Annotated in this window: 25 protein-coding genes; 4 read left to right on the top strand and 21 right to left on the bottom strand. The window is 41.5% G+C overall.

What is annotated here, in order from left to right; genetic code table 11:
* Positions 1–40 precede the first annotated feature (40 nt).
* The 4 genes from DOZ58_RS12860 to DOZ58_RS12845 form a co-directional block, all read right to left on the bottom strand.
* A complete protein-coding gene (locus DOZ58_RS12860; RefSeq protein ID WP_111888647.1) occupies positions 41–805 on the bottom strand; it encodes a bifunctional 2-polyprenyl-6-hydroxyphenol methylase/3-demethylubiquinol 3-O-methyltransferase UbiG in 765 nt (254 codons plus the stop codon).
* Positions 806–967: 162 nt separating this feature from the next.
* On the bottom strand, positions 968–1,600 hold the full coding sequence (locus DOZ58_RS12855) for a manganese efflux pump MntP family protein (RefSeq protein ID WP_111888646.1): 633 nt from the start codon (positions 1,598–1,600) through the stop codon (positions 968–970).
* 310 nt (positions 1,601–1,910) lie between these two features.
* Positions 1,911–2,678, bottom strand: a complete 768-nt coding sequence (locus DOZ58_RS12850; RefSeq protein ID WP_111888645.1) for an EFR1 family ferrodoxin — start codon at positions 2,676–2,678, stop codon at positions 1,911–1,913.
* Between the two features lie 58 nt (positions 2,679–2,736).
* Entirely contained in the window at positions 2,737–3,564 is an 828-nt protein-coding gene (locus tag DOZ58_RS12845; RefSeq protein ID WP_111888644.1) for a pentapeptide repeat-containing protein, read from the bottom strand.
* A 640-nt stretch (positions 3,565–4,204) separates the two neighbouring features.
* Between DOZ58_RS12845 and DOZ58_RS12840 the strand changes: the two genes are divergently transcribed.
* Positions 4,205–5,053 carry an AraC family transcriptional regulator gene (locus DOZ58_RS12840; RefSeq protein WP_111888643.1) on the top strand — a complete coding sequence of 283 codons (849 nt, stop codon included), beginning with the start codon at positions 4,205–4,207 and terminating at the stop codon, positions 5,051–5,053.
* A gap of 147 nt (positions 5,054–5,200) precedes the next feature.
* Here the strand turns inward: DOZ58_RS12840 and DOZ58_RS12835 are convergent, their stop codons facing one another.
* The 12 genes from DOZ58_RS12835 to DOZ58_RS12780 all read right to left on the bottom strand — a co-directional run bounded on the left by DOZ58_RS12835 (position 5,201) and on the right by DOZ58_RS12780 (position 12,855).
* Positions 5,201–5,707, bottom strand: coding sequence for an ABC-2 transporter permease (locus DOZ58_RS12835; RefSeq protein ID WP_242988505.1), 507 nt, complete (start codon positions 5,705–5,707; stop codon positions 5,201–5,203).
* A complete protein-coding gene (locus tag DOZ58_RS18955; RefSeq protein ID WP_242988504.1) occupies positions 5,682–5,846 on the bottom strand; it encodes a hypothetical protein in 165 nt (54 codons plus the stop codon). Before DOZ58_RS18955 ends, DOZ58_RS12835 begins: the two co-directional genes overlap by 26 nt.
* Positions 5,847–5,853: 7 nt before the next feature.
* On the bottom strand, positions 5,854–6,690 hold the full coding sequence (locus DOZ58_RS12830) for an ABC transporter ATP-binding protein (protein WP_111888642.1): 837 nt from the start codon (positions 6,688–6,690) through the stop codon (positions 5,854–5,856).
* A complete protein-coding gene (locus DOZ58_RS12825) occupies positions 6,687–6,920 on the bottom strand; it encodes an AbrB/MazE/SpoVT family DNA-binding domain-containing protein (RefSeq protein ID WP_111888641.1) in 234 nt (77 codons plus the stop codon). Before DOZ58_RS12825 ends, DOZ58_RS12830 begins: the two co-directional genes overlap by 4 nt.
* Before the next feature lie 423 nt (positions 6,921–7,343).
* Positions 7,344–8,090 (bottom strand): AAA family ATPase, encoded by a 747-nt coding sequence (locus DOZ58_RS12815; RefSeq protein ID WP_111888639.1) that lies wholly within the window; start codon positions 8,088–8,090, stop codon positions 7,344–7,346.
* Positions 8,091–8,123: 33 nt separating this feature from the next.
* A complete protein-coding gene (locus DOZ58_RS12810) occupies positions 8,124–8,831 on the bottom strand; it encodes a carboxylesterase (RefSeq protein WP_111888638.1) in 708 nt (235 codons plus the stop codon).
* 38 nt (positions 8,832–8,869) lie between these two features.
* Positions 8,870–9,316 (bottom strand): DUF6194 family protein, encoded by a 447-nt coding sequence (locus DOZ58_RS12805; RefSeq protein ID WP_111888637.1) that lies wholly within the window; start codon positions 9,314–9,316, stop codon positions 8,870–8,872.
* 129 nt (positions 9,317–9,445) lie between these two features.
* The gene (locus DOZ58_RS12800; RefSeq protein WP_111888636.1) at positions 9,446–10,012 is read right to left on the bottom strand and encodes a DUF4256 domain-containing protein; all 567 of its coding nucleotides are present in this window, start codon (positions 10,010–10,012) and stop codon (positions 9,446–9,448) included.
* Between the two features lie 257 nt (positions 10,013–10,269).
* Positions 10,270–10,941 (bottom strand): epoxyqueuosine reductase, encoded by a 672-nt coding sequence (locus DOZ58_RS12795; RefSeq protein ID WP_111888635.1) that lies wholly within the window; start codon positions 10,939–10,941, stop codon positions 10,270–10,272.
* Positions 10,942–11,018: 77 nt separating this feature from the next.
* A complete protein-coding gene (locus tag DOZ58_RS12790) occupies positions 11,019–11,555 on the bottom strand; it encodes a nitroreductase family protein (RefSeq protein WP_111888634.1) in 537 nt (178 codons plus the stop codon).
* Between the two features lie 46 nt (positions 11,556–11,601).
* Complete coding sequence (locus DOZ58_RS12785; RefSeq protein WP_111888633.1) at positions 11,602–12,120, bottom strand: GNAT family N-acetyltransferase; 519 nt, start codon at positions 12,118–12,120, stop codon at positions 11,602–11,604.
* A 147-nt stretch (positions 12,121–12,267) separates the two neighbouring features.
* Positions 12,268–12,855, bottom strand: coding sequence for a GrpB family protein (locus DOZ58_RS12780; RefSeq protein WP_111888632.1), 588 nt, complete (start codon positions 12,853–12,855; stop codon positions 12,268–12,270).
* Between the two features lie 135 nt (positions 12,856–12,990).
* On the opposite strand from DOZ58_RS12780, the gene DOZ58_RS12775 reads away from it, so the two are divergent.
* Genes DOZ58_RS12775 through DOZ58_RS12765 form a run of 3 tightly spaced genes read left to right on the top strand, consistent with a single transcriptional unit; the run spans position 12,991 to position 14,523 of the window.
* A complete protein-coding gene (locus DOZ58_RS12775; RefSeq protein ID WP_111888631.1) occupies positions 12,991–13,551 on the top strand; it encodes a PadR family transcriptional regulator in 561 nt (186 codons plus the stop codon).
* On the top strand, positions 13,529–14,179 hold the full coding sequence (locus DOZ58_RS12770; protein ID WP_242988502.1) for a class I SAM-dependent methyltransferase: 651 nt from the start codon (positions 13,529–13,531) through the stop codon (positions 14,177–14,179). Before DOZ58_RS12775 ends, DOZ58_RS12770 begins: the two co-directional genes overlap by 23 nt.
* Positions 14,176–14,523 carry a hypothetical protein gene (locus tag DOZ58_RS12765; RefSeq protein WP_162624516.1) on the top strand — a complete coding sequence of 116 codons (348 nt, stop codon included), beginning with the start codon at positions 14,176–14,178 and terminating at the stop codon, positions 14,521–14,523. The genes DOZ58_RS12770 and DOZ58_RS12765 overlap by 4 nt, the downstream gene beginning before the upstream one ends.
* A 53-nt stretch (positions 14,524–14,576) precedes the next feature.
* On the opposite strand, the gene DOZ58_RS12760 is transcribed toward DOZ58_RS12765, so the two are convergent.
* The 5 genes from DOZ58_RS12760 to istA form a co-directional block, all read right to left on the bottom strand.
* A complete protein-coding gene (locus DOZ58_RS12760; RefSeq protein WP_111888629.1) occupies positions 14,577–14,936 on the bottom strand; it encodes a DUF4180 domain-containing protein in 360 nt (119 codons plus the stop codon).
* 155 nt (positions 14,937–15,091) lie between these two features.
* Positions 15,092–16,093 (bottom strand): hypothetical protein, encoded by a 1,002-nt coding sequence (locus tag DOZ58_RS12755; protein WP_162624515.1) that lies wholly within the window; start codon positions 16,091–16,093, stop codon positions 15,092–15,094.
* 5 nt (positions 16,094–16,098) lie between these two features.
* Positions 16,099–16,515, bottom strand: coding sequence for a hypothetical protein (locus DOZ58_RS12750; RefSeq protein WP_111888627.1), 417 nt, complete (start codon positions 16,513–16,515; stop codon positions 16,099–16,101).
* Positions 16,516–16,747: 232 nt separating this feature from the next.
* A complete protein-coding gene (istB, locus tag DOZ58_RS12745) occupies positions 16,748–17,509 on the bottom strand; it encodes an IS21-like element helper ATPase IstB (protein WP_111887148.1) in 762 nt (253 codons plus the stop codon).
* Positions 17,487–19,016 (bottom strand): IS21 family transposase, encoded by a 1,530-nt coding sequence (gene istA / locus DOZ58_RS12740; protein ID WP_111888626.1) that lies wholly within the window; start codon positions 19,014–19,016, stop codon positions 17,487–17,489. Before istA ends, istB begins: the two co-directional genes overlap by 23 nt.
* Positions 19,017–19,126: the final 110 nt, after the last annotated feature.

Raw genomic sequence — 19,126 nt, 5'->3', positions numbered from 1 at the left:
TAACAAAGTATTTTTACTGGGGTATTTTTGATCCCGATAATTATGATGATTTTTTCACTAACATCGTAACCCCAACTATTTCATTTTCCAGCTCATCACACTCAGACTGCTGGCTTTTAATATAATTATCAAATAAGAATGCTTTAGCCGGATGGCTTTCTTTTAGTTCATTTGCTCGCTTTACGATGAACGACTGTTGCTCATCGTTCGTGCTTACTATTGCCTCTTCTTTGGCAATTCTTTCATCAATAATCTTTAGCTGTGCATTTTTAAAGAACAACTGCCATTGTTCTCTGGTCGGGTATCGACCATCGGAATCATTATTTCCATACGCATCATCAATGAAAATATAGCCGCTATTTTTCACTGTCTGTTTTAGCTTTTGTATTGTTTGCTCGGGGTTCCCCAGTACATCTCCGACTGCCCCCAGAATAACGATATCATACTCTTTTTGAGTCTTTACAGCTTCATTTATATCTCCGCGCTTAAATTCACACAAGCTCTCAACCCCATATTCCTGAGCTTTTTTAATTGCATCATCAATAAACTCCGGAATGATATCAATCCCCGTTACTCTGCAGCCCAAGGCCTTCGCTAACTGAACACTCACGGCGCCTTTACCGCAAGCTAAATCGAGCACTCGCATTTTTTCTGATACCGGGACATGCTTCAAGGTCATATCAATGATATCATTTGGCGATGCACCCAGTTCCCATAAGTCCTGTAATAGATATGGCAGGTATGGAATCAACTCGATGGACTCTGCCGTTAGTGATTTTGCCAGCTTTTCTTCGACGTTTAACATTGATCTTATTCCTTTCTCTTTGACCAACTCACCCGAAGGATTATCCTTCTGATATACGCTACAATCTTTTTCTTATCCTATCATAAAATACTTTTTAGCAGAAACAAAATCCTCTGTTTTTTTGATACCCGCAACCTGAAAATCGTTAAAAAGAGCTTGCCTTCAGATGACTAGTATTCCTAAATGTTCTACTAATATTTTTACACCAATTACTAACAGGATTACTCCTCCCAGTAGCTCTGCTTTTCCCTTAAATCGCGATCCGAAGATACTGCCAATTTTTACTCCCATCACCGAGAGAAACAGTGTAATACTTCCAATAGATAAAATTGTGGGAAGAATATGAACCTGAAGAAAGGCAAACGACACCCCGATCGCCAGAGCATCGATACTTGTTGCCAAGGCCAGGGGAATCATGGCTTTGGGGCTGAGAGTGGCTTTTTCATCTTCGGGACATCCACATCCGACCACTGGACATGCCGCTGCGGTATCCGGCTTCTCTACACCCCCTAAATATCCTTCCTTTCGTAAACCATCGATTATCATTTTTCCACCAATGATGCCCAGCAAAACAAAGGCAATCCAATGATCGAAAGCAATGATCTTTTCATTAAACTGCACGGCAAAGATATAACCAATCAAGGGCATTAAGGCCTGAAAAAATCCGAAATACAATCCCACAACCAGGGTCTTTTTCAAATCTGCTTTTTTCAGATTCAAGCCGATGCAGATTGCCACAGCAAAAGCGTCCATGGAAAGACCGATCGCAACCAAAATTAACTCAAGAATACTCATTTAAACATACTCCTTAAGTAAAATTTATGAATAAAAAAACAGGTACAGCTATTCTAAGCTTATACCTGGGTTTTTACAAAAAAATAAGACCATGTATAGCTGTAACAGTTATACATGAGTCTCGTTTATTAAGGCAAGCCAGGCCGTTGTGACCAGTATGTTGACTTACCGCGGATTTAACGCTAACTACTCCCTCATGAGCAAAAATTCATATTGTAATCATTATAGTATGAAGTACGCTTACTGTCAAATAATTATGTCCGTCTCTACTAAATCCAAAAAATTTCTTTCGTTTTTTTAATGCTTTTTCTCACTTTAACAAACCGACAATCCCCTGATACTGCTTTTTAACTTGTGTGTGCACCAAAACCGTGATCGCTTTTTGAGGACATTGATTGACACATCGATAGCAAAGGGTACATTGATCCAGTTGTACAATTCTTCGATCTGTTATTTTGAGGTTTTTCATCGGACAGATCCTGACACACTTGCCACAAAGATTACATTCTGCCGAAATTCTAACATCCCGTTGGGCCTTCTTTTCAAGTGCACCAAAATGCGCCCGTTGGGTCCACAAACCTAAATGTTGAGAAACGAAATTAAACCCACGCTTTTTGACAACCTCATTTTTAATGTTCTGACATGATCGACTAAGTTTCTTCTCTGCCTTTTTTAAATACCTTTGCATTTTATTTGGATTGGCAAGGGGAAATAAAAAAAAGTTACAAATATTATTCGGCATATTAAAATGTTCAGCATAGCGAACGTTTACCGATACCCCTTCTAGTAATTCTGTAAAAACCCGGGCCCCATCTCCTGAGAACAGCAGTTGCGTACTGAAAATGATCAGCTGTTTGCCCTCAAACGCGGACCGATTTTTTCTGACAAACTCCCGCATAATTCGGGGGACGCAGGAACCGTAAATGGGATAGCAAACGGCAATGGTCTTAACCTGCCCCATTTTTTCTTTGAAATCCACTTCTTCTTCAATGGAATAACAAGCCGCGGCCATTTTGGCTGAAAAGCGTTCTGCTATAAATTTTGAATTTCCCGTTCCTGAAAAATAGAGTGTTAACATACGTCCTCCTGTTTCTAAGTATTTACTGTTTAATCGCTGATGCCGACTTTGTTATTAGCTACTCTCCTTGCCAGCTGAAAGGTCGTGATAAATTAGCTGGAAGCTTCGTTTTAGCATTTCCCTGAGCCGCATTAATCTGCATTTGTGTTAGAAAAACACAACCGCTTAAATCCGTGTCTTTGATATTCGCATCCCGCATATCAGCACCCAGAAAATTAGTTTTCTTCAAGCTGCAACCCTTCAGATTGGCCGCAATCATCAACGCCATACTAAAATCTCTGCCATCAAGATTGGCACCTTTAAAGTTTTTACCAAAATAGTCTTTGCCGTTAGTCCCATCAGAAGAATCAGCCGCTACTTGATCACTCACCTTTTTTAACGCCTGATCCACACGCATTTTATAACTGGCAATATCGATGACCAGGATTTCCGTCGTTGCGGTCATTTGAATATTCTCTACAAGCAGCGCATCGATCTCATCTTTTGCGCGATCATCACTGACTAACGACAGTGCTTCCAATAAATACCAGGCGATCTGATGGAGCTGAAAGACCTTCATAAAGACCTGAAAGATTTCATCGGCCTTGTCCGGATTGGTTTTCCAATTTTCATTGACGTAACTGCTTTGGGTCACTTTTTGCCCGGCACCAAAGCAATCATATGCCAGACACCCTTTCATCTTTTTCGCTGCCAAAAGGGGATGGATATCACAACAAAAATCTGTCGTCAAGTGTTTACAAGGTACCCCCGCCTGCTTGTTCTCGGGAAATCCATCACTTTTCATGCAATACAAGGCGACGCAACATAGACCGCTACATTTTTTACAATCGATCTGAAGGGCCACTTCCAAATCTGCATATTTATTGGTTACTTCTTTTTTTATCATCTATCTCCATTAAACCTTTCTCGCACCAGATCTTTTCGCATTATTTAATTCTTGAAGGTTTCATTGCCGTAATTTTTCGCCTCGTTTTGGTTTTCGCTCACAACTTACTTTACCTGGTTGGATCACGCTACTCGCAGCAGATAGGCCGTAATTTAAACATTAATACACTTTTCTAGTTATCGCTTGAAAAATTACAGTTGTTCTTCGGTATCAAAAAAAATGTTTTCCCTGCTCGATTACGGTTAAGTCGCCATTAAAATGCTGTGCGAAGTTCGAAACCCCATCCTTCTGAAGCAACTAATTTATTATAGCACTATTCGCAGCGCTTAAACAAATCGAATTCAGCCCTTTTTAAACCGCTCGCCACTCGCCCTCTATCTGTCAACGTGTCAACGATGCTAATTTTGCTCCTGATCCACAGCTTTTGTCCTTGTTATTCATGATCCAACCTTATATAATGTTGTTTGCAACATGAAATTCAAACAACAATTAATCCCTAATGCTGGATAATCGACAAATGGGATATCCCGGAAATAACTCGTTTGAACTTTGATAAATATAACCGTACTCGCTAATTAAGGCATTAAAAGAGAGGACAAACACTCTCGAAAAACTATAATAATAATAAGGAGCTGAACAAATGGAATGGATTGAAAGACTAAATAACGCGATAAATTATATTGAGGAGAATATTACTGCGGACATTGACTATGAGCAAGTCGCCGCCATTGCCTGTTGCTCAACCTATCATTTTCAACGGATGTTTGCCTACATGGCAGATGTGCCTCTATCTGAATATATTCGCCGCCGGAGAATGACACTAGCTGCCGTCGATCTTCAAGGCAGTGAAGAAAAAATCATTGATGTGGCCTTGAAATATGGCTACACTTCTCCCACCGCATTTAACCGAGCATTTAAAACGATTCACGGCGTTGCCCCTTCACGTGTTAAAGAGGGGGGCGTTGAGCTCTGCGCCTATCCACCAGTCAGCTTCAAAATTACAATTAAAGGAGTCACGGAAATGAATTACAGAATTGAACAAAAACCAGCTTTTCGAATTATCGGGACCTGGCAGCCCCTACACAAGGAAATTGAAAAAAACTTTGAAATTGTGCCGCAAATGTGGCAAAAAGCGACCACCGATGGAACGATTCCGAAGTTGGCGGCGCTGATGGATCAACAGCCAATGGGTTTACTGGGGGTCAGTGTCTGCAATGACACCGAGGACTGGAAGTATTTTATTGCGGTTGCCAGTACCAAGGATACCGATGACAGCTTAGCGGAATATACGGTTCCTGCTGCTACCTGGGCGATCTTCGCTGGCAGTGGAACAAACCTGTCCATTCAAGACTTAGAACAGCGAATCGTCACCGAGTGGCTCCCCACCTCAGGGTATGAATACGGCAATGCCCCGGACATCGAAGTTTATATCAATGCCGATCCCCAAAATGCCCAATATGAAGTTTGGATCCCGGTTATTAAAAAATAACGAAGTATGATCCAACCTGCCGCTAAACCATTTGGCCACCCTTCTGGAGCATCGGCACTGTCCAACCAGAGTGGTGGCTTTCGGTTACGCCATGGGTCGGCCATGTTTTTATGAATTTAGACCTTCATAAAGGAATCAATTTGTCACCTACAAATCCAACGCTTCAAAGGAAATAACTGATTTTTTGTAAGCCGCAAATGTCAGCAGACAGTATGAGAGGATGCCGACGACTAATACCATCAACTTATATTGAATAAACTCCGGATCATTCGTATCCAGATAATTTTTCATAAATGGCACCACATGGGTACTTGTTTCGGCAATGATCATAAAGATCGCCATCACCAGACTGCCCCAGCCAAAGGCGGCCCCAACCTTGTTGGTATCCTTATAATACTTGATAAAAAAGACGAAATTAAAGAGTCCCATTATTACAAAAGATAACCCGAAAAATGCCGTGTTGGCATTAATCCCGACAAGATTTCCCGGCATATCATATAAGCTTCTCACATAAGCAAAAGGGATGGCCGTTAAAACCTGGGCCATCTGAATAATGGCAACAAATAAGAAGCGTGATTTGACAATATCTTTTTTGCGAACCGGGAGTGTCATGGTATAGAATATATCATTATTCTCCCGTCCGCTTAAACACATAAAGGATCCCCAGGCTGGTGTAGAAAAACGTCACATAATAGGGATAATTCGGGATCAGCATCATTGCTGACAGGGATAAAAAAATAAGTGCGGTCGGGTGCATCGCCAGCTTAAATTCTTTGTTGAGCAGATTATTCATTGCGATATCACTCCTTTTCCATATGAATCATAATCGCTTCCAAATCTGCATCGGTCACGTTTTCATTGATATGACTAACATCTGTCGCTTTAATCAGTGCCCGATAGCCGTGCTTAGTCTGTTTGTATCCGATCAGTTTTGGTCTTAAATCATCGGTCAGTTGCTCATCCGAAAATTCCAGAACTTTGTATTGTGCCAGAAATGATGCCATATCACTGTTAGCCAACACCTTACCCTTCTGGATATAGATGATATTATCCGCACACTTATCGAGATCCGAGGTAATATGGGTCGAAAACAAAATGGTGATCCCCTCTTGTAAGAGTCCTAAAAAGATATCGAGTAAGTCATCTCTTGAAACCGGATCAAGACCGCTTGTGGGTTCATCTAGAATTAATAGCTCGGCATGATGTGAAAGTGCCAGAACAAGCGAATATTTTACCTTCATCCCTTCGGATAATTCATCGGGGGTTTTATTTTCGTCCAGTTCAAAGCGTTTCATATAAAGCTGATAGGCTTGTTGGTCCCAATTCTCATAAAAACGCCGGGTTGTTGCTGTAATTGTTTTGATCTTCTTTTTGGGATAATAATTAATTCCCCCTGAAACAAAGCCGATTCTTTGCTTGATTTCAAACTCACTCGCTTTAAAACCCTTCCCAAAAAATAAAATCTCACCCCCGTCCGGATGAACAAAGTTCAGCAATGCCTTAAGTGTTGTGGTCTTGCCGGCACCGTTGCGTCCAATAAAACCAGTGATGGTGCCCTGTTCCAATGCAAAAGAAACATTATCCAGTTCAAATTGATCGTATTTTTTGCGTAAATTATTAACCGCCAGAACGCTCATTTCCCATCACTCTGGTCTGAGTCAGAACCGCTTCCACCAAAAACCATTTGTGAAATTTTAGCAAACATATTTTTAGGGGGAATCGCAATCCCCTGTTCTTCATCTCCCAGCAATATCAATGTATCGCCTGGTTTAATATTAAAGACATCCCTTGCTTCTTTTGGAATGACAATCTGCCCTTTTTCACCGACCTTAACAGTCCAGGCATATTTTCCTTTTGGCTGAGTCATTATTTTCCTCCATTCAATGCGTTAAGTATAATAAGTATGATTTGTACTACTTATCATAAGGATATTCCTTTACCATGGTTTTGTCAATCATCTTTTTAAATATAAAATAATAAGCCCCCGTAAATTTCGCAACAGTATCCTGACTCTAGCTGTTCAATAAAAAAACTGCCTGAAGGTCACGCAATCACGAGCCTTTGGCAGTTTTAAGCTTAAGGGTTTGTTTTTCTCTTTTTTCTTTGGGTCTGACCCAAATTTTGCATTGCGTAGCAGGGTGTTTTTGCCTGAGGCTCTAACCCCAGTATTTACGCCAGCATGTTTCATAAAAATTAAACCACACCCTTCCATTTTTTTATTATCATACTATTTCTTTGAAAAGGTATGATTTAGTTATAAAATATTGCTTATCCGCTAAACTCATTGCTCCTACTCCTCTGCCAGCAGATAATGCAGCATTTTTTCCGGATTTTCAAGGAATCGGCGCGTCAACTGATAGTGTTCCGTCTCTCGATAATCCACCGAGTGGATGCCCTCTTCGGATAACTGATATAGCTCTGCTTCCGGATAGGCCATCAGAATGGGGGAATGCGTGGCAATGATAAACTGGGAATTCTGCTGTACCAATGCATGGATATGTACCAACAGGGTCATCAGTCGACTGGGCGAAAGCGCTGCTTCAGGCTCGTCCAGCAGATAAATTCCGTTTCCGCTGAAGCGGTTGGCTACCAGTGCCAGAAAACTCTCACCGTGGGACTGGTTATGCAGCGACCGATCGCCGTAGGCGGTTTGAAACTGGTTCCGGAATTCCTCTTTATAGACCTCATCCAGATAACTGGCCGTATTGTAAAAACTTTCGGCTCTTAAAAAAAAACCATCCTTGGGATAAGCGCTCCGCGAAATGGTTAAGTGACGATACAAATCGGAATGGGTAGCGCTGGTTGAAAAGTTACAATTACGGGTGCCGCCCTCAGCATTAAAGCCAAAAGCCACGGCAATCGCTTCCAACAAGGTTGACTTTCCGGTGCCGTTTTCGCCGACTAAAAAAGTCACCGATTTGCGGAAAGGCAGCTCTTTCATCTGTTTCAAATGGCGTACCACCATCAGGCGGTGAAGATAGGAATCTTCTTCCACCGGCGAACTGAGTCGCACACTGCCGATATAATTTCGTTCCAATTGAGGCTCCTTTCCAAATTGATTGAATTCGATTTAAACAACGATATGGTTTTCTATCCAGTGCTTAAAAAAAGCCAATTGTTTTTCCGTATGAAAATAATGTTCACCATGTTTCATTACGGTTAGATCACAATTAAAGTGCTGTGCGAAGTTTGAAACCGTATCGAATTCACATAAATCATCAGCTGAGCCATAAAGAATTGCAGTTGGTTTTTTCCAGGAACTAATGGGATGTTCCTTAACATAGCAATAATAATCCCAATATAATCGTTGCCCGATCGGGGTCGAAACTTCTTTTTCAGCTTGTAACTGTGCCTCGCTGATACTAAACCACGACATCAGATTATTGATAATACGCTCCATATCGACAACTGGTGACAGGAATAGGCACTGCTTCAAATCAACATCTTTGTAGGCAAGCAAACTAAAATACGCCCCCATACTGCAGGCAAACAAACTGATCTCATTCCATTTTGTTTTTGCATATTCCATAATGGCAGAAAGATCTTTTACGCAATATAAAACCTTGCATGGCGTTTTATCATTTTGACGTTCGCCATGCTCAGGCAGATCAAAGCTAAGCACCTGATATCCTAATTGTGTTAGTTTTTCTGCCAATATCACAATGACATCATCGGATTTGTTTGACATATTTCCGTGTACGGCGATAAATACTTTAGGGGAATTCTCGCCCCAAATAATCGCTGGAATACCATCTATCGTTAATTTTTGATTTGTCATTTTACCCCCTAAGTATGTCTTTTTATTAAATTGGATACTTATTTTCTTTTTTTGAATTTTTCCGTGGCAAACGCATAGGATTCCTCAATTAGCGGTTTTAATTTCTCAAAGGTATCTTCTGATGGGTTCAGAATGCTAATCCATCCCATCCAGGCATATACGGGATGGGGTAAAATCGTATCCAATAAAGTAAAATCATATTCCATCTTAACAACCTCACCGGCTGCCGGACGGGCCGGGATACTCCCAAACAATTCCAAAAATGTTTGTTTTCGCAATCCCATATTCACCCTAAAAATTCCATCTCGGTTTAAATTAGAGCCTTTATCATTGGCTCCATCTTTTTCTTTCACCGTCAGTACATAAACGCCACGCTTCAAGGCATGATTAGGATTATAAAATATTCCTTTCTCACCCCAGCTCTCTACTAAAACAGTGTCGCTTAAATATTCTGTGCAATAATGTAATATTTGATCTACTTTCATCAACACTTTCCTCGGTTTCTAACACTTATTCACATGCTACTCTGTCCTCGATATTAACATGAACAACACCTCTAAATTTTATTTCAATTGGTTTCTCTTCATACCACCATGACTTCGTCTGCGTAAAGTTCAGACCTTTAGCACCCCGCGAAAGCCTCTGACCCCATAATAAGAAGAGGCACTGTTGTGATAGATAAAGACGTGGTCGTAACGGCGATCGCCAAAAAGTGCCCCGCCAATTTTTCTGATCTCAGGGGGTGTTTTCACCCAACTCGATGTTTTAGTATCGAAATCTCCCAGCTTCTGCAATTCCCGGTATTGTTCTTCAGTTAAAAGCTCAATACCCATCGTGGTTGCCATATCAATGGCACTATTCTCCGGTTTATGTTCTTTCCGTGACGCTAACGCATCACGATCGTAACAAATATTTCTACGGCCGTTCGGACTTTCTGGCGAGCAATCAAAAAAAATAAATTCTTTCGTAGCCTGGTCATAGTCAACCACATCCGGTTCCCCGCCAGTTTCTTCCATTTCACTTAGTGACCACAATTTTTCTGGCTTAACGTCAAGCTTTGCCTGAATCTCAGTCCAGTTTAAACCTTGATGACGGCTCATATTTTTATCAAAACGGGCACTCAAAAGGCTAAATAGCTCTTCGCACCGTTCTGAGGGTAATTCCCTTTTTTCATTTTGCATCATGAAACCTCCTCGTTAAGTTATTGAAACTTCTATCCTATTCTATGGGGAATCTTGCTTAGTCATTGGATTTTCTTCCGCTTCATACGATATCGCCATTGCTCCTTTGCACTGTCATTAAAACAACCTCAAGCATCCTTTTTTCCTCTCCTGTTATCCAGTTGATCGGACTTGCCGCAACCCGAAAACGCATTTCATAATTTATCTTCACATAGCTGTGCTTTATTCATTGTCGCCCAAACCCGCTTCGCATTCGCTCATTCCCCAAATCGCTTAGGACATACGCTGCGGCAGGTATCGCACGAAACTGTTTCAAAGCCTCTTGCTGTTGTTCCATAGGCATTGTTTCGGCATAACTTTTGAATGACGGAACCCTCACCCAGTGCTTGAACCGGACAGCTTTTTAAACAGCGATTACAGCCCTCTATGCAAAGAGATTCGGCATCGTCATCTGATTCTAATTTGAGATTTGACAGAATTACACCGACGGTTAGGCGGTTCCCGAATTTTTTATTGAGCAACAAAGTATTCTTACCCAAGGTTCCAATCCCGGCATTGACAGCCGCATGTTTCATGGAGATTAATCCGCGTCCCTCCATTTTTTTGCTGTCCCAATAATCGTAAGGGCTATCGCAAGGCACTGGCACGGCTGTGCCGCGATATTCATCTTCGATTATTCTCGCTGTCATCATTGCTATCTGATCCACTTTCGGAATGGTCAGATAATTAAAATGTCCATATAACAAATCCGGTTTAACCTCATACAGGCTTTTCGGTAGAGCAAAGCCAAATACGATTACAGTTTTGCAATCGGGATAAAGATCGCACGGATGAAATCCCTCCGGGGCCTGAATAAATCGTTCAATACTTGCAAACCCACACACATCTGCGCCCAAGTCCAAAATTCTTTTTCTGATTGACTCTTTCAATTTACCCTCCTTGTCTTTTTTTCCGATCGTAATTTAAATCAGAGGTGCTTCTAATGTGAAAATATTTTTCTAGCATCTTACTTCATATCTGTTTTAAACTGATTAAAATGGACCTTCTCATAGTGCAATTCATTTTCTTCATGAGGTTTTTTCACTTCATCCGGATAACCAATCGCAATGATGCATTCAACTGCGTACTGCGCGGGGATTAAAAGGATATCTTTTATATAATCTTCCGTCTTCTTTTGTTCTGTCTGAAATCGCTCCCTAACTTGAATCCAGCATGAACCCAAACCTAAATCGTGGGCGGCTAATTGAATCAGAATTGCTGCAATCGCAGCATCTTCAATCCAAACGTCACATAGTTCCTTGTTGGCGGCCACAACAATTGCCAACGGTGCTCCTGCTAAAAAAGCTGCTCCGTGTTCTCGGCAAAGAGCCAACTGCGAAAGCCGGTCACGATCAGTGACGGCAATAAATTCCCAGGGACGTCTGCCCCGCGATGAGGGTGCCAGCAGTGCACTTTTTAAAATGGCATCAATCTTTTCCTGTTCAACTGCCTGGTTCTTAAATTTACGGATACTTCTTCTGGTTTTTAACTGGTCGTAGAACATCAACTTTTTCCTCCACCTTTTTTCAATAATGATAATTGTTTCTCAATTATCCGACCAAATCTTTTCGCATTAAGTAATCTTTTTGGATTTCATCACCCATCACAAAATCATGGATCCCTATCCTTACAAATCCCAGTTTTTTATAAAATTGGATTGCCTTGCAATTTTTCTCCCAAACACCCAACCATAGGTATTTTTTACCCTTTTCCAAAGCGAATTCCATCGCCTGATCCATTAAACGACGCCCTAATCCCATTTTTTGAAAAGCCTGTAACACATAAATTCGTTCGACTTCAAGGGATAACGGATCTTGAAGTTCGGTTTGGGCTAAAGACTCATTGACTTTCAGACAACCTGCGAGTTGCCTCTCTACTTCCACGAAATAAAAACAGGAGGCGGGATTCAAGAGTTCATCCGTTATTTTACCGATCTTGAATGCTTCATTTCGATAAGCATCCATTGTTTCTTTACTATTCATCGCAGCGAAAGTCTCTTGATAAGCTTTCCAGCCAATCTGCTGCACTTCCACTGCATCATCCGGGGTGCATTTTCTAATACGAATCATTTTATCCTCCGCTTAACCATAAAAAAATCCGATCCCTTTTATGGATCAGATTTTATTATATCGCACCTCCCGAGCTAATCACAACCCGAATTGTTATCCCTACGCCCGCATCCGTTTTGTAGTCAATTTACCGGGACGTTTTTGTTGTTATTCTGAGGGGGTGTACCTGCCGGCATACGCTCTCTTCGCTTTTTGGGTATAACGCGCAATAAACTCTGTTTTTGCCGCTGTGTATCCATCTCTGTTGTGCTCAAATTCTTTCACCAAACTCAATTTAAGATTTCCATATTCGACGGCAACATCAGCATGATCTAATAAATAATCTCTAAAATACAACTCTCCCCAATCACCCGAATACCTGACATGAAGATGGTACACCTTTTCTGCAAATCCATCCGGGGTATAACCTTTGTTGAATGCAAGTCTCAACTCCGGCTCATATGCACTTGACATCAAGATCCAGTTTTTAACCATCAGGTTTTCGATTAACGCTGTAATATTGCAATTCTTCTCAACTTCTAATAAGATATCAATGGTCGGCTTGGCAATCAAACCCTTCACCGCGCTACTCCCAATATGGCTAACTCGCTTTATATCCTGGCTCTTACTAAAACTTAAAAGCTGTCTTTCCTCAATTTCAAACCATTCTTTATATTGGGGATTGTGCTCCTTTAAAATAATCGGAAACAACTCCCACAATTCTTCTAATGACATCTCTGATAATTCTTTTTTCATGCTTTCACCTCATCCGACGGATTTTCAACGTACACTCTTCTAAGTGATAATTTATCATAAAATTATCACTTGACAAATAGTCAGTGCTGAGTATAATTATAGTCAGCACTGACTATTTAAAAAAGGAGTGATTACATGATCCCGTTATACATTCTTGGGCTTCTCCTGCGCTTCGGCCCTCAACACGGTTACCAGATAAAAAAGTTGATTGCTGAACAGCTGGAGGATTTCACCCAGATTAAACTACCCACCGTGTATTACCATCTTGAAAAAATGGAGGCTGCAGGGCTAATTCTTGCTAGCCGTGACAAACAAGGTGCTCGTCCAGAAAAAACCGTGTATCAAGTAAATAGTGCTGGCGAAGACAAGTTTAAGGAGCTGCTTCACCAAAGTTTGCAGATTAATTACCGTCCGATCTTTGACATTGATGGCACTTTTTATTTTTCTGACTCCCTTGACCACAGTGCCTTGATGGACAGTCTTAGTCAGCATATCGTCAACCTGAAGAAAACCCTTGAAATGCTTACCATTCACTGCAACGAAACTTTAGCAAATATCCCAAAAGACTATAGAACCTCTGCCGATATTATTTTCAAGCATCATATTCGCCACTATCAGGCCGAGCTTAGCTGGGCCGAAGAATCATTAAATACCTTAAAGGAGGCTAACACAGATGATAAAAACAAGAGTTATTGAAACCAACGAAGGCATTCAAAATGAGATTACGGTCGAAACCTTTGATTTATTTGCCCGCCGTATGCGGGATAAAGGCTTTAACGGTGTGAACGATATGATTGCTTCGGGCATCCGGGGCGGTGATATTCTGGAGGTCGGACCCGGGCCCGGCTATGTGGGGCTGGAACTAGCTAAGAAGGTTCACCCGATATCCCTAACTGGCTGCGAAATCAGTCCCGCGATGATCCATTTCGCCGAAAAAAATGCTGCCGAATACCGCATTTCCGCTCGCTATGTGCTGGGGAACTGTATTGCAATGCCCTTTGAGAATGAAAGCTTTGATACGGTTATTTCCAACGGTTCTCTCCATGAATGGGAAAACCCCATTCGCGCCTTTGATGAAATTTATCGCGTCCTTCGTCCCGGTGGGCGTTACTGCATCACCGACTTGCGCCGTGATGTCAATCCGCTGATCCGGACAATGGTCTATCTTTCCACCCGGCCCACGGAAATGCGCCCGGGACTGATTACCTCATTAAATGCCGCCTATACCGTTTCAGAAATCACCGAGCTTCTGCGTCATTCCAGCCTCCACCAAGCCACGGCAATCGGGGATTTCTTTGGTCTTTGCATCACCGGTCAGAAGTGAAGTTTTTTAAATCCATGCAAACCACCGACATCTATGGTATTGGGATTCTGTTTCATGAGCTGTTAACCGGGCAGCTTCCTAACCAGGGACCCGTCGCGGTCGGTAGCTTGGCCGCTGTGATAAAAAAGTGCATCCATATGGACCCCAGCCAGCAATATCAAACCATAGCTGAACTTGAAATGGCATTAAAAAAACCGAAAGTTAAAAAAGAACGCTACCGCCCTGATAAGTCAGGCTTTCGAGCCTGGCTTCCCCCAGGATTTCAAAACGGAAATCTCGAGAACATGGTTGTCAAATTTCTGTGGTATTTATTGTTTTTTTACTTAGTTTATCACTTGATATAAAAAATGCAAGCCTGATCGGTCTTTGGGTCAATCGTATTGACTGTTTATGAATCTTATCGGAGTTTTTTCAGCGCTTCTTCCACATCTGAAACGAAATACAGATGTTTACCCTGATTGGATTCATAAATAAAATCATTCAGCGCCTTGCTTGTATACCCGGAAAAATCACCAATGATTGCCAGTCGGATGCCGTAATTCACATATTTCTGGATAATTTCACCGGCAAGCCGGGTTTTTAAATCAAAAAAATCTTCTGTTAATGCCTCTTTATCTATAATGATCGCATCACATTCGGTTTCATAGCGAACCGTTGCCATTAAATCCAACGCCGACTGGACATCGGTAAGGATCAGTGTAGTTGTATGGACATAGGCGATATTCTGGCCGTTATTGTTTAGTGTTTCTATTTGCATATTTTCCTCCGTTGGTTTTAATTCTGGTTCTGACACAAACATGTTAATTTTAGACTAAGTTAATGAAAATCTGTGAAGAATTCAATAGGCATGGTGATTCCGTTGTTACGCTTTAGTCATCTTGGCTGCTTTTATAGAAACCATCAATAGGACTCTTATTGAGATAAAAGATAGTCCTCTGGTTTTGTATACCGGGGATATTTTCCCACAGTTGATAACAATTCCTGAATTAGTTCATCAGAACATGATGGATTTTTCTTTAGTTCTATATACAAACACAATAATTGAGCAGTTGTGAGTAAGCAATGATTTCTTGCTTCAGCATATTTAAGCATTTGATTGGGAAAGACATCTTCCCGTCGCTCAAATAAAGGTGTATCGCAGTATCCATTGACAATAAGAATCGGTTTAGCTGAATGCTCATTATCTTCAATAAACATGGCAACCCATTTTTCGAGTTGAGCGGCATGCTTTTCAGCAGCACTTTTAGTAACTCCCTTAATTTCAGCGACTATATTTATATTTTTATATTCGGCTATTATATCGCTTCGACCTTGTTCAGCATCCAACATTCTAAAGCCTATTTCCGAAAGGACTACTTTCACGATTTCTTCTAATTGATTTCCACTAGATGTGACAAGCGTTTTATATCTTTGGATGATACTTATCACATTTTCTCGTTTATCTATTCCCTTTTGAATTTTAGTAAGTTTATCACGCTCTTTATTGAGCTTTTCTAATTCTTCATCTTCATTGAGAATAAAGAAATTGTTCGCCCATTCAGGTAATACGTAGTCATTAATAGATGAACTTAATTTATCATTTAATTTAAATAATTCACTTAAGTAAATTTTCCCATATTTTTCCCAATAATCATTGTTCTCATAATCTGCTTCATAATAGGGCATCGGCAATAATACTATTCTTCCCGATTCATATTCAAAAACAGCTGATACAGCCCGGTCACTCTTTGGAATTTTCAATAAGGTATTCTGAGTAGGAGCATTAAAATATGCTGCATATTGATATGATTCTTTAGCTGTTTTAAAGAAATCAAAATATGGCTGTTTTGCACATATCTCAAACTTATTGCCATAAACATGAGTTACTGAAAATTCTATTGGTAAAAAAGAATACATATCAAATTCTTCAACCATATTTGTTAAACGAGCATTTTTACCCGTAGCACTATATTTTTTTCACCCGTATAAACGTAGCAGTTTTCGTTTCTACCTATAAGTATAAAAATATTTTTTCCTTGTTTAAGCAATTCGACTAATTGCTCTTTTATTCTGGCAAAGTCTTCTTTGATTTGGCATGATGCATATTGAGAAAGCAAACGTTTATTTTGATAAGGACTAGTCGTTGATTCAGAATAAGAACTACTAATAAAATTTGCACCAATAATTACCGCATCGAAATCAAGAAAAGAAACATTGTTCTGAAAAGATTCTTCTTGAAAATTATGTATATTTAGTTCTTCAAATTCAGTATTTAATCCAAGCATTTCTAACTTATTTTTGTTTTTTGCAAGTACTTTTTGCAGAAAGTTGCAAGTTAAAAATACAGAATGTTGCATTATGGAAAATCCATAGTTTTGCAAGCTAAGCAAGTACTTTTTGCAGAAAGTTGCAAGTTAAAAATACAGAATGTTGCATTATGGAAAATCCATAGTTTTGCAAGCTAAGCAAGTACTTTTTGCAGAAAGTTGCAAGTTAAAAATACAGAATGTTGCATTATGGAAAATCCATAGTTTTGCAAGCTAAAATGCGAAGCAATTTCATGAGCAATCTAAACATTGCAGGCAATTATTATTTTTTCAATTGATTGTCCGATATTGAGCGATATAATTCATTGATGCTGGATTCCCGCATCCGGTTACTGGGTCCCGGAAACATGAGCAGGTGGCAGTGATGAAGGAGCCGATCCAGCATGGCAGCCGTCATCTGTTCATCATAGAGCACATTGACCCATCGGGAAAATTCAAGGTTGGTATTAAGAATGATAGACCGACGTTCATAACAATCGGATATGATTTCGAACAGGAGCTGTGCTCCCGTTCGGTCCAGTGGGACATAACCATATTCATCCAGAATAATCACTTCGGCTTTATTCAGTTTTTTCAGAAAAGCGGTCAGGGTACCGGCTACTTTGGCTTCCGACAGTTTATTCACCAGGGCGGCCGTTCGAAAGAATTTAACCGGGATTCCCTGTCGACAGGCGGCAACGCCGAGTGCGGTTGATAGCATAGTTTTGCCGGTTCCGGTGCCACCATAGAGAATCAGATTCTTCTTTTCGTGGATAAAGGCCAGGGATTTCAGGCCTTCTGGAGTCAGATCCGAAGGCAGGGTGATTTCATCAAAGCGATATCCTTCAAAGGTGTGAATCCCATAGAAACCGGCGCTGGTAACCAACTTTTGGGTGCGGGTGAGTTCCCGGTAATGGAGTTCATCACTAAGCAACTGATGCAGATATTCCTGGTGACTGCTGCCTTCGGTGGTTTGCGCCAACTCGGCCAGATTGCGACTCAGACGCAGTTTCCGGCAGCATTCAAAGATTTCTTTGTCGAGCATATCCGTCAGCCCCCTTTCCCTGAAGCAAGATATCATAGGCCGTCAGATTGGGCTGCATCGGGATCATTTTGGGAATGCCCGGAGCAAGGGTCATTGCAGGCAGCTCAGGTACATCCGAATACAACCGCCGGTAAAGACTCTCCAGACTATCGGCATCTCGCGCCTGATGAGCAATTGCATGGTTAACGGTATTTACGGCACTGTCAAAACCGGTGCGACTGGTCAACTCGGAAAGAACCTTGAGGATCTGTCCAACTTCGCTGCCTGAACAGGTGGCCAGATAGGTTTGCATGGTTTCCGGCATCAGCTCATAGATCCCAGTATATTTCAGGGCTCGGGGTCGCAGGGATAATTGTTTCAGATAGGGCAGCCAGTCCATCTGCTCTTGTTTGGTATCTCCGTAAAGACGCCGGTGGCGAACAATTTCACGAAAGTTTTCATCTTGAATAATCACCAGCGCTGAAGTTAAAACCAGATGAACCGGGCACTGGGCGTACTTTGGAGCCACCGAATAAGCATGCTGTCGTTTGTTCAGATAAATCCTGGCCCAGTTGTCGGCTTTGAGGGTTTGATGACCGGTGAGGTCAAACGCAATTCCGGGCAGTTTGTGGCAGGCCGTCAGATCAGCCTGAAACCGCTCCTCGATGGTTTCATCGTAGCGATAATGGTTCCGCCGGGCATCTTTCTCACACTCTGTCAGCAACTGCCGGTTATAATCCGACAGCGACAGAAAGCGGGGAACCGGTACCATGAAGTTGCGACGCTGATAGCCGACCTTGTTTTCGACGTTTCCTTTTTCATGGCCGGCCCCGGGATTCATGAAGACGGCTTTAAAATGGTAATGCTCCCGGAACCGTTCGAATTTGTCAGTCAGTTTTCGCCCGCCACCACGGATAATCTCGGTAACAATGACTTTCGTGTTATCAAACCAGAGTTCCCTTGGCACACAGCCAATGTGGCGGAATATGGCATCCAGCCCTTCCAGCAGGCATTCCATATTTTCCCCGTAGAACAGCTGCAGATAGCCTTTATTGCTGTATGGAAAAGAGACCTCCAGGTATTTTCCAGTCAGTTTTTGGCCATTTTCATAAAACTCAGCTGTACCAAAATCAACCTGCGCTTCTCCGGGTTGATGTACCAGTGGCAGATAGGCCTGTTTATTCTGCTTGAATATTTCCCGGTGTTTCACTGCGTAATAGCTGGCGACCGTCCGATAGGAGCAGTCAAAACCGGGAATTTCGGCCAGCAGGCGATGAAATACCCGTTTAGCTGTATGGCGCTGTTTGCGTGGGGCTGATTTGTCCTCAATCAGCCAGGAATCGATCATCTCCTTGTAGGGATCCAGTTTGGGACAGAATTGTTTCTCCAACGCCGGCTTTGGCGGCGGGCTGTTAAAATCAGTCTGATCAATGTATTTGCGTACCGTTCGCCAATCCAGGTGCAACGCTTCCGCAATCTGGGAAATATTTTCCCCTTTCTCATAAAAACGATTTCTGATATCATGTATCTGTGTGAACTTTGCATCTAGGTTACACTAAGTCATAAAAAACTGTGTGAGAAAGTCTCAAAACCCCAGTAAAATCAAGGAAATTCACTTGCAAAACGTAGAAAAAAGTA

This window comes from Acetobacterium sp. KB-1 (assembly GCF_003260995.1).
In the GTDB taxonomy this organism is placed as follows: domain Bacteria; phylum Bacillota; class Clostridia; order Eubacteriales; family Eubacteriaceae; genus Acetobacterium; species Acetobacterium carbinolicum.
This window is presented reverse-complemented; position numbering and strand designations above follow the sequence as displayed.

Excerpts from the sequence above, each read along its gene's own strand:
- DOZ58_RS12845 (WP_111888644.1), bottom strand. The coding sequence starts at position 3,564 with ATGATAAAAAAAGAAGTAACCAATAAATATGCAGATTTGGAAGTGGCC.
- DOZ58_RS12760 (WP_111888629.1), bottom strand. The coding sequence starts at position 14,936 with ATGCAAATAGAAACACTAAACAATAACGGCCAGAATATCGCCTATGTC.
- DOZ58_RS12830 (WP_111888642.1), bottom strand. The coding sequence starts at position 6,690 with ATGAGCGTTCTGGCGGTTAATAATTTACGCAAAAAATACGATCAATTT.
- DOZ58_RS18955 (WP_242988504.1), bottom strand. The coding sequence starts at position 5,846 with ATGAATAATCTGCTCAACAAAGAATTTAAGCTGGCGATGCACCCGACC.
- DOZ58_RS12835 (WP_242988505.1), bottom strand. The coding sequence starts at position 5,707 with ATGTGTTTAAGCGGACGGGAGAATAATGATATATTCTATACCATGACA.
- DOZ58_RS12780 (WP_111888632.1), bottom strand. The coding sequence starts at position 12,855 with ATGAAAAAAGAATTATCAGAGATGTCATTAGAAGAATTGTGGGAGTTG.
- DOZ58_RS12860 (WP_111888647.1), bottom strand. The coding sequence starts at position 805 with ATGTTAAACGTCGAAGAAAAGCTGGCAAAATCACTAACGGCAGAGTCC.
- DOZ58_RS12785 (WP_111888633.1), bottom strand. The coding sequence starts at position 12,120 with ATGATTCGTATTAGAAAATGCACCCCGGATGATGCAGTGGAAGTGCAG.
- DOZ58_RS12840 (WP_111888643.1), top strand. The coding sequence starts at position 4,205 with ATGGAATGGATTGAAAGACTAAATAACGCGATAAATTATATTGAGGAG.
- DOZ58_RS12750 (WP_111888627.1), bottom strand. The coding sequence starts at position 16,515 with ATGCAACATTCTGTATTTTTAACTTGCAACTTTCTGCAAAAAGTACTT.
- DOZ58_RS12850 (WP_111888645.1), bottom strand. The coding sequence starts at position 2,678 with ATGTTAACACTCTATTTTTCAGGAACGGGAAATTCAAAATTTATAGCA.
- DOZ58_RS12800 (WP_111888636.1), bottom strand. The coding sequence starts at position 10,012 with ATGCAAAATGAAAAAAGGGAATTACCCTCAGAACGGTGCGAAGAGCTA.
- DOZ58_RS12775 (WP_111888631.1), top strand. The coding sequence starts at position 12,991 with ATGATCCCGTTATACATTCTTGGGCTTCTCCTGCGCTTCGGCCCTCAA.
- DOZ58_RS12790 (WP_111888634.1), bottom strand. The coding sequence starts at position 11,555 with ATGTTCTACGACCAGTTAAAAACCAGAAGAAGTATCCGTAAATTTAAG.
- DOZ58_RS12855 (WP_111888646.1), bottom strand. The coding sequence starts at position 1,600 with ATGAGTATTCTTGAGTTAATTTTGGTTGCGATCGGTCTTTCCATGGAC.
- DOZ58_RS12805 (WP_111888637.1), bottom strand. The coding sequence starts at position 9,316 with ATGAAAGTAGATCAAATATTACATTATTGCACAGAATATTTAAGCGAC.
- DOZ58_RS12770 (WP_242988502.1), top strand. The coding sequence starts at position 13,529 with ATGATAAAAACAAGAGTTATTGAAACCAACGAAGGCATTCAAAATGAG.
- DOZ58_RS12755 (WP_162624515.1), bottom strand. The coding sequence starts at position 16,093 with ATGGTTGAAGAATTTGATATGTATTCTTTTTTACCAATAGAATTTTCA.
- istB (WP_111887148.1), bottom strand. The coding sequence starts at position 17,509 with ATGCTCGACAAAGAAATCTTTGAATGCTGCCGGAAACTGCGTCTGAGT.
- DOZ58_RS12825 (WP_111888641.1), bottom strand. The coding sequence starts at position 6,920 with ATGACTCAGCCAAAAGGAAAATATGCCTGGACTGTTAAGGTCGGTGAA.
- DOZ58_RS12810 (WP_111888638.1), bottom strand. The coding sequence starts at position 8,831 with ATGACAAATCAAAAATTAACGATAGATGGTATTCCAGCGATTATTTGG.